Source organism: Rhizobacter sp., from assembly GCF_031412075.1.
Classification (GTDB): domain Bacteria; phylum Pseudomonadota; class Gammaproteobacteria; order Burkholderiales; family Burkholderiaceae_C; genus Rhizobacter.
Genome location: NZ_JANOCG010000128.1, coordinates 1 through 7,769, shown reverse-complemented (window position 1 = coordinate 7,769; position 7,769 = coordinate 1). Strand labels below are relative to the sequence as shown.

Annotated in this window: 10 protein-coding genes; 6 read left to right on the top strand and 4 right to left on the bottom strand. The window is 66.0% G+C overall.

Going from position 1 to position 7,769, the window contains the following annotated elements; all coding sequences use genetic code 11:
• The 4 genes from RMO40_RS04710 to RMO40_RS04695 all read right to left on the bottom strand — a co-directional run.
• Positions 1–422 (bottom strand): ABC transporter substrate-binding protein (locus RMO40_RS04710; protein WP_309717014.1); only part of this gene is annotated, 422 nt, incomplete at its 3' end.
• Between the two features lie 138 nt (positions 423–560).
• On the bottom strand, positions 561–983 hold the full coding sequence (locus tag RMO40_RS04705; RefSeq protein WP_309717011.1) for a hypothetical protein: 423 nt from the start codon (positions 981–983) through the stop codon (positions 561–563).
• Positions 980–1,423, bottom strand: coding sequence for a DNA polymerase III subunit chi (locus RMO40_RS04700; protein WP_309717008.1), 444 nt, complete (start codon positions 1,421–1,423; stop codon positions 980–982). The genes RMO40_RS04705 and RMO40_RS04700 overlap by 4 nt, the downstream gene beginning before the upstream one ends.
• Before the next feature lie 27 nt (positions 1,424–1,450).
• Positions 1,451–2,911, bottom strand: a complete 1,461-nt coding sequence (locus RMO40_RS04695; RefSeq protein WP_309717005.1) for a leucyl aminopeptidase — start codon at positions 2,909–2,911, stop codon at positions 1,451–1,453.
• Positions 2,912–2,937: 26 nt separating this feature from the next.
• Here RMO40_RS04695 and lptF point away from each other — a divergent pair, with 26 nt between their 5' ends.
• The 6 genes from lptF to RMO40_RS04665 are packed head-to-tail and all read left to right on the top strand — an operon-like array spanning position 2,938 to position 7,718.
• The gene (gene lptF / locus RMO40_RS04690) at positions 2,938–3,927 is read left to right on the top strand and encodes an LPS export ABC transporter permease LptF (RefSeq protein ID WP_309717002.1); all 990 of its coding nucleotides are present in this window, start codon (positions 2,938–2,940) and stop codon (positions 3,925–3,927) included.
• Positions 3,912–4,043: a hypothetical protein gene (locus RMO40_RS04685; RefSeq protein ID WP_309716998.1), complete on the top strand. Its 132-nt coding sequence runs from the start codon at positions 3,912–3,914 to the stop codon at positions 4,041–4,043. The genes lptF and RMO40_RS04685 overlap by 16 nt, the downstream gene beginning before the upstream one ends.
• On the top strand, positions 4,040–5,152 hold the full coding sequence (gene lptG, locus RMO40_RS04680) for an LPS export ABC transporter permease LptG (RefSeq protein ID WP_309716996.1): 1,113 nt from the start codon (positions 4,040–4,042) through the stop codon (positions 5,150–5,152). Before RMO40_RS04685 ends, lptG begins: the two co-directional genes overlap by 4 nt.
• A 7-nt stretch (positions 5,153–5,159) precedes the next feature.
• The gene (locus RMO40_RS04675; RefSeq protein ID WP_309716993.1) at positions 5,160–5,564 is read left to right on the top strand and encodes a CbiX/SirB N-terminal domain-containing protein; all 405 of its coding nucleotides are present in this window, start codon (positions 5,160–5,162) and stop codon (positions 5,562–5,564) included.
• Between the two features lie 34 nt (positions 5,565–5,598).
• A complete protein-coding gene (locus RMO40_RS04670; RefSeq protein ID WP_309716990.1) occupies positions 5,599–6,543 on the top strand; it encodes a CysB family HTH-type transcriptional regulator in 945 nt (314 codons plus the stop codon).
• An 11-nt stretch (positions 6,544–6,554) separates the two neighbouring features.
• A complete protein-coding gene (locus RMO40_RS04665) occupies positions 6,555–7,718 on the top strand; it encodes a methionine aminotransferase (RefSeq protein ID WP_309716987.1) in 1,164 nt (387 codons plus the stop codon).
• Positions 7,719–7,769 lie beyond the last annotated feature (51 nt).

Here is a 7,769-nt window from a genome sequence, read left to right as displayed (position 1 = left end):
CCGGCGTCGCTGTAGATCTTGGAAGCCGGGATCGAGGTACCCGAGTTCAGGTGGCCGATCACGCCGTTGACCTTGGAGTCAACCAGCTTCTGGGCTGCAGCGGTGCCTTGCTTGGGGTCGCCAGCGTCGTCTTCAGCGATCAACTCGAACTTGACCTTCTTGCCGCCGATGGTCACCCCCTTGGCGTTGAGCTCGTCGATGGCCATGCGAGCGCCCATCTCGTTGTCTTTACCCAGGTGGGCGATGCCGCCGCTGGTGGGCGCAACGTGGCCGATCTTGATCACGGAGGAGTCAGCCGCCGCTGCTGCAGCGGGAGCCGATGCGACGGGCGCAGCTGCCGTGGGCTCTGCTTTTTTACCGCAGGCCGACAGCGCGAGCACGACGGAGGCCGTCGCGGTGAGCGCAAAGATCGATCTCTTCATTTGGGTTTCCTTAAGGGTTGGGAAAACTGATTAGCAAAGCTTGTGCCGATGCCTGCAGTCTCAGACAGGCCGCCATGATCCCGAATGCGCGTCGAGAATGCAATAAGAGGTGTTGCTCAATTGGTGCATGGGGGCGAATCAGCGCTTGTGCAGGCGGTCGAGTTCGAGCGCCACCGCCCGCGCGACCATCTCGCGCAGGCTCAGCGCCAGCTGGTTGCGCATCTCGCGAACCAGGGCGTCGGTCATGCGCGCCAGCACCGGCGCCAGGGTTTCCCGCAGGCGGTGCTCGAACATCAGGTCGAGCTGCTTGTCCAGGTCGGCCAGCACACGCTGGGTCAGCGCGGCTTCGTCGATCACCGGCGATGGCGGCGCCGCGGGCCTCAGCGGAGCGCCCGCGGTGGCAGAGAGCTTCGTGTCCAGCGCGGCAGGCTGGGTGGCGGGAAAGCCGCTGTCGAAGCCCGTCGCCGGGTACCCGCTGTCGGGCACGGGCGCCGCCTTGGGCATCACCACCACCTCGGTCAGCACCGGCACGCTGCGCGGTGGCTGAGAGGTGACCTTCATGCCGCGGCCTCCTGGGCCACGTCGTGCTTGGCGATCACATAGCCCCGGTCGCTGTAGTGCTTCCAGCGGGCGCGGCCGGCCTGGCGGTCGGGGCCGTCGAGCGACACCAGCTCGATCACCCGCGTGAAGGTCTCGAAACCATCGATCAGCTCGTCGCCCATGTTGAGCAGCACCTCGTGGTGCGGCGCCTCGTGCACCTGTTCGGTCAGCCAGATGGGGGTGGCTTGCAGGCGCGGCGCCGGCGGCTGGCCGGGCCGGGCGTGCACGTGGGGCACAAAATCAAGCGGCTCGAACACCCACAGCTGGCGGTCAAGGGCCGTGAGGACCGGCGTTGGTGCAGCCACCACCACCCGTGCACCGCGGCGCACCGCCTTGCGCAACAAGCGGCAGGCGTAGCCCATGCGGTCGGGCACGTTGAAGTGGAAGCTGACCTCGGTCATGGGGTTGCGGCGGCCCGGCGTTGACGCTTATCCGGCCTGAGACAGGACGAAGTGGGTCAGCAGCGCCACAGGGCGCCCCGTGGAGCCCTTGGCGGCGCCTGATTTCCAGGCGGTACCGGCGATGTCGAGGTGGGCCCAGCGGTACTTGGCGGTGAACTTCTTGAGGAACAGCGCGGCCGTGATCGCCCCGCCCGCACGCCCGCCCACATTGCCCATGTCGGCAAAGTTGCTCTTCAGCCCCTCGGCGTATTCCTCGTCGAGCGGCATGCGCCAGGCCGGGTCGAGCGCGGCCTGGCTGGCGGCGAGCAGGTCGCCCGCCAGGGCATCGTCGGGCGAGAAGAGGCCGGTGTTGATGTTGCCGAGCGCCACCACGCAGGCGCCGGTGAGGGTGGCCACGTCGACCACCACCGACGGCTTGAACCGCTCGGCGTAGGTGAGCGCGTCACACAAGATGAGCCGACCCTCGGCATCGGTGTTCAGGATCTCGATCGTTTGGCCCGACATGCTGGTGACCACGTCGCCCGGTTTGATGGCGCGGCCATCGGGCATGTTTTCGCAGGTGGGCACGATCACCACCAGGTTCAGCTTGGGCTTGAGTTCGGCCACGGCGCGCAGCGTGCCGAGCACGCTCGCCGCGCCGCCCATGTCGAACTTCATCTCGTCCATCTCGGCAGCGGGCTTGATGGAGATGCCGCCGGTGTCGAAGGTGATTCCCTTGCCCACCAGCACCACCGGGGCCTGCGTCTTGGCCGCGCCGTTGTAGCGCGCCACGATGAAGCGCGGCGGCTCGTGCGAACCCTGGGACACGGCGAGGAACGCACCCATGCCGAGTTTTTCGATCTCTTTGCGGTCAAGCACGTCGACCTTGAGGTCATAGGTCTTGCCGAGCTTTTTGGCCTGCTCGGCCAGATAGGTCGGCGTGCAGTGGTTGCCGGGCCGGTTGGCCAGGTCGCGGGCGAGCGTCACACCGGCGCTCACCGCTTGCCCTCGCGCCAGGCCGGCTTGCACGGCCTTGGCTTGCCCTTTGCTGCACACCAGCGTCAGCTGGGCGAGTTTGGAGGGCTGGGGCGCGCTCGGCTTGGTGTGCCGATAAAGGTAAGTCGCTTCTGCCGCTGCGGTCACGACAGCCTCGGCGTGCTGCTCGTCCAGATCACCACCCCCCACCAGGGCCACCGCAACATGCTGCGCGCCCATGCCCTTGAGCTGGTTCAGGCCGTGCAACACCGCCGCCTTGAAGGCCTTGACGCCCAAGCCACCCATCGCTGCGGCCACCACGCGAGGCGCCTTCACGCCCGGCACGCGGTGCAGGTAAAGGCTGCGCCCGGCCTTGAGCTTGAGGTCTTCGTGAGACAACGCGTCGTTCAAGGGCGAGGCGAGCTTGGCATCCAGCGCCGCATCGATCGCTTCACCAGCCAGCACCAGCAGCAATGCATCTGCGGTCAACGAGCACAAGCTGCCGGGCGAAGAAATCTGATGTCGGAAGTCCATAATGCGGCCCATTCAAGAATCCAACGATGTTATTCGATTCCTCTCTGAGGCGAGACCTGTCACGCACCTTCGGCGCCACGCTGGTGGTCATCCTGACCATCGTGCTGACGATGATGGTGATCCGCTTTCTGGGCCAGGCGGCGCTGGGGCGCGTTTCGCCGCAAGACGTGGCGCTGCTGCTGGGCTATTACGCGCTCGGCCACCTGCCCACCATGCTGAGCCTGTCGCTCTTCATTGCCGTGGTCGCCACGCTCAGCCGCATGTACCGCGACAGCGAAATGGTGATCTGGTTCGCCAGCGGCGTGGGCCTCTCGCGCTTCGTGCGCCCGGTGCTGCGGGTGAGCTGGCCGGTGCTGCTGGTGGTGGCCCTGCTCGCGCTCTTCGTCTGGCCCTGGGTCAACAAGCACAGCACCGAGATGCGCGAGCGGTTCGAGCAGCGCTCCGACCTGTCTCGCGTGGCGCCCGGCCAGTTCCAGACCTCGCGTGATGGCCAGCGGGTGTTCTTCATCGAGCGCTCGAGCGAAGACGGCCGCGACGGGCGCAACGTGTTCATCCTCTCCAAACAGGGCGAGCGCGAGTCGGTGACCTCGGCGCGCAGCGGCCGCATCGTCAACACCCCCGAAGCCAATTACCTGGTGCTCGACCGTGGGCAGCGCAACGAACAAAACCTGAAGACCAACGAAAAAACCGTGTCGCGATTCGAGAGCTATCGCGTGCTGGCCGGCGAACGGGCGCTCAGCAACGTCGACAGCCTGCCGCCCAAGGCGCGCCGCACCATCGAGCTGCTGCGAGTCCCGGAGCCACGCGCCCAAGGCGAGCTGACCTGGCGGCTGGGCCTCACGCTGGGGGCAGCCAACCTGCTGCTGCTGGCCATCGGCCTGTCGTCCACGCAGCCGCGGAGGGCGAGCAACTGGAACCTGCTGTTTGCGCTGCTGCCTTCGTCGTCTACTTCAACCTCATCAACCTCTCGCAGGCCTGGGTGGCCAGCAGCAAGATGGGGATGGGTGTCGCGCTGACCATGACGCACGGCGGCGCCCTGCTGCTGGCGCTGGGGTTGCTGTGGTGGCGCGATCACGGCACCAACCTCGCGCTGCTGCCCCGGTGGCGCGCGGCGCGCAAGGCGGCAGCATGAAGACGGTTCGCCGCTTGCTGTATGCCGACATCGTGTCGTCGGTGCTCTTCGTGGCGCTGGCCTTCCTGTCGCTGTTCTTCTTCATCGACTTCGTCGACGAGCTGGCCGACGTGGGCAAGGGTTACACCGCGCTGCATGCGGCGCTGCACTCGGTGCTCAAGCTGCCGGGGCATTTGTACGAGCTCTCGCCCATCGCGGTGTTGATCGGCTCGATCTATGCGCTGTCGCGCATGGCGCAATCTTCCGAGTTCACGATCCTGCGAACCGGCGGCCTCGCCCCGGGCCGCGCCTTGGCCCTGCTGGCCGGGTTGGGCGTGGCGTTTGGCGTGGCGACCTTCATCGTGGGCGACTACCTCGCGCCGCTGAGCGAGCGCGCGGCGGCTCAATTGCAAGCGCGTTTCAAGGGCGGCTTCAGCCTCGGCGATTCGGGTGCGTGGCTGAAAGACCGCACCACCACGCCGCAAGGTGAACGCTCTTACTCGATCAACGTCGAGCGCGCCAACGCCGACGGCGAGTTGCTGAACATCCGCGTGTTCGAGTTCGACGGCGGCAGCCGCCTGCTGCGCCGCATCGGCGCAGCCAGTGGGCGGGTCGACGGCGACGGCGTGTGGGCCTTGTCCGATGTGACCATCACCGACTGGAGCGCGTCCGACGCACCCGGCAACCGACTCAACGTGAGCGAAGAAAAACGCGCCAGCTACAACTGGCCGAGCACGCTCTCGGCCGGCGTGGTGGCGGCAGCGGTGTTGCCCGAAAGCTCGATGTCGACAGTGGAGCTGTTTCGCTACATCAGCCACCTCGCCGACAACGAACAGGCCGCGCAGCGCTACGAAATCAAGTTCTGGAAGCGTGCGCTCTACCCGCTGGCCTGTCTGGTGATGATCGGGCTCGCCCTGCCCTTTGCCTACATGCACGGTCGCGCCGGCGGGGTGAGCCTGAAGGTGTTCGGAGGCATCATGCTGGGCATCAGCTTCGTGCTGCTCAACAACGTGGCCGCGCACCTGGGCTTGCTGCGCGACTGGACGCCCTGGATGGTGTCGGCCACGCCGAGCTTGATCTATCTCCTGTTGTCATTCGCCGCGTTCAGTTGGTTGGTTCGATACCGGTAAACACACGATGAAACGAAGCACCCACCCCGGCCTGCTGCTGTTTGCCCACGGCGCGCGTGATCCGAATTGGGCCTTGCCTTTCGAGGCGGTGGCCAAGCGGGTGCGTGAGGGGCGGCCCGGCCTGCCAGTGGAACTCGCGTTCCTGGAGTTCATGAGCCCCAATCTGTCGGAGGCGGGCCATCGCCTGGTGGCGCTCGGCTGCAACGATGTGGCCGTGGTTCCCCTGTTCCTCGGCGCCGGCGGCCATGTGCGCAAGGACCTGCCCGCCTTGATGACCGACATGGCCCACACCCACCCCCGTGTCACCTGGCGTTTGCAGCAGGCCATCGGCGAGGTCGACAGCGTGATCCGCGCCATGGCCGACGCGGCCATGGTTTTGGCCGACCACTCGCCTCCTTCAGACACAAAGTGATTTAATCCAGGCAGCCCACATACTGCTTTGGAATATGAACCTTCACCAGTTTCGGTTTGTCCAAGAGGCGGTTCGGCGCGATCTGAACCTGACCGAAACCGCCAAAGCCCTGTTCACCTCGCAACCGGGCATCTCCAAGGCCATTTTGGAGCTGGAGGGCGAGCTGGGGGTCGACATCTTCGCTCGCCACGGCAAACGCCTGCGGCGCGTCACCGAGCCGGGCCAACACGTGCTCAAGTCGATCGAGGTCATCATGCGCGAGGTCAACAACCTCAAGCGCATCGGCGAAGAGTTTTCCAAACAAGACAGCGGCACGCTCTCGATCGCCACCACCCACAGCCAGGCGCGCTACTTTTTGCCCGAGCCGCTGGCCCAGCTGCGCAAACGCTTTCCCAAAGTCAACATCAGCCTGCACCAGGGCTCGCCCGCCCAGGTGGCGCAGATGCTGCTGGAAGACGTGGCCGAGATCGGCATTGCCACCGAGTCCATTGGCGAGGTCGACGAGCTCGTGTCCCTGCCCTGCTACGAATGGCATCACGCCTTGGTGATGCCGGCCGGCCACCCGTTGTCGCAGCTGGAGCGCATCTCGCTGGAAGACCTGGCGCGCGAGCCGCTGGTGTCGTACCACCCGTCGTTCAGCGGTCGCACACGCGTCGACCAGGCGTTTGCCGCGCGCCGCCTCAAACCCAACATCGTGCTCGAAGCCATCGACGCCGACGTGATCAAGACCTATGTGCGCCTCGGCCTCGGCGTGGGCATCGTGGCCGAGATCTCGGTGCGCGACGACCCGCCGGGCGGCGACCTGGTCTCGCGCCCGGTCGGCCACCTGTTCGGCCAGAGCATCACGCGTGTGGCCTTCAAGCGCGGCGCCTACCTGCGCAACTTTGTGTACTCCTTCGCCGAGATGTTGTCAGACCGCCTGACCCGCACCTTGATCACCCGCGCCATGAATGGCGAATCAGACGACTACCAGCTTTGATCTGCTCTGCCATGACGACGACCTTCACGCCGCCACCGCTCACCAGCCGCCTGCCTCAGGTCGGCACCACCATCTTCACCGTGATGTCGGCGCTGGCGCAACAGCACAACGCGGTCAACCTCGGCCAGGGCTTCCCCGATTTCGACTGCGACCCGCGCCTGCTCGACGCAGTCAACGCCGCCATGCGCCGCGGCCTCAACCAATACCCGCCGATGGCCGGCGCCCTGCCCTTGCGCGAAGCCATTGCCGCCAAGCTCGCCACGCTGTACGGCCACAGTTATGACCCGGGCGGCGAGATCACGGTGACCGCAGGGGCCACGCAGGCCATCCTCACCGCCATCCTCGCCATCGTGCACCCCGGCGACGAGGTGATCGTGCTCGACCCGAGCTACGACAGCTACGACCCCAACATCGTGCTGGCCGGTGGCCGCGCCGTGCATGTGCCGCTCACGCCGCGCAGCTTCACACCCGATTTCGAGCGCATTGCCGCCGCACTCACGCCGCGCACACGCGCCATCGTCATCAACACGCCGCACAACCCGAGCGCCACCGTCTGGACAAGCGATGACATGCATCGCCTGGCCACGCTGCTGCGGCCGACCCACGTGATCGTGATTGCCGACGAGGTGTACGAACACATGGTCTACGACGGCGTGCAGCATCAAAGCGTGTCGCGTCATCCCGAGCTGGCGGCGCGCAGCTTCGTGGTGTCTAGCTTCGGCAAGACCTACCACGTGACCGGCTGGAAGGTGGGCTACGTGGCTGCACCTGCGCCACTGATGGCGGAGTTTCGCAAGGTGCACCAGTTCAACGTGTTCACCGTCAACACGCCGGTGCAACACGGCCTGGCCGATTACATGACCGACCCTGCGCCGTACCTGGAGCTGGGTGCGTTCTACCAGCGCAAGCGCGACCTCTTTCGCGCGGGCCTCGCATCGACCCGGCTCAAGCTCCTGCCCACCACCGGCAGCTACTTCCAAAGCGTGGACTACTCGGCCGTGAGCGACCTGAGCGAAGAAACCTTTTGCCGTTGGTTGACCACCGAGGTGGGTGTGGCGGCGATCCCGCTGTCGGCCTTCTATGGCGGGAAATTCGACCAACGCGTCGTGCGCTTTTGTTTTGCCAAGAAAGACGAAACGCTGCACCTGGCGATCGACCGGCTGGCCAGACTCTAGGCCACCGCTGACATCCAACCCAGCCAAGCCCTGACAGGCGAAGGCGCGCCA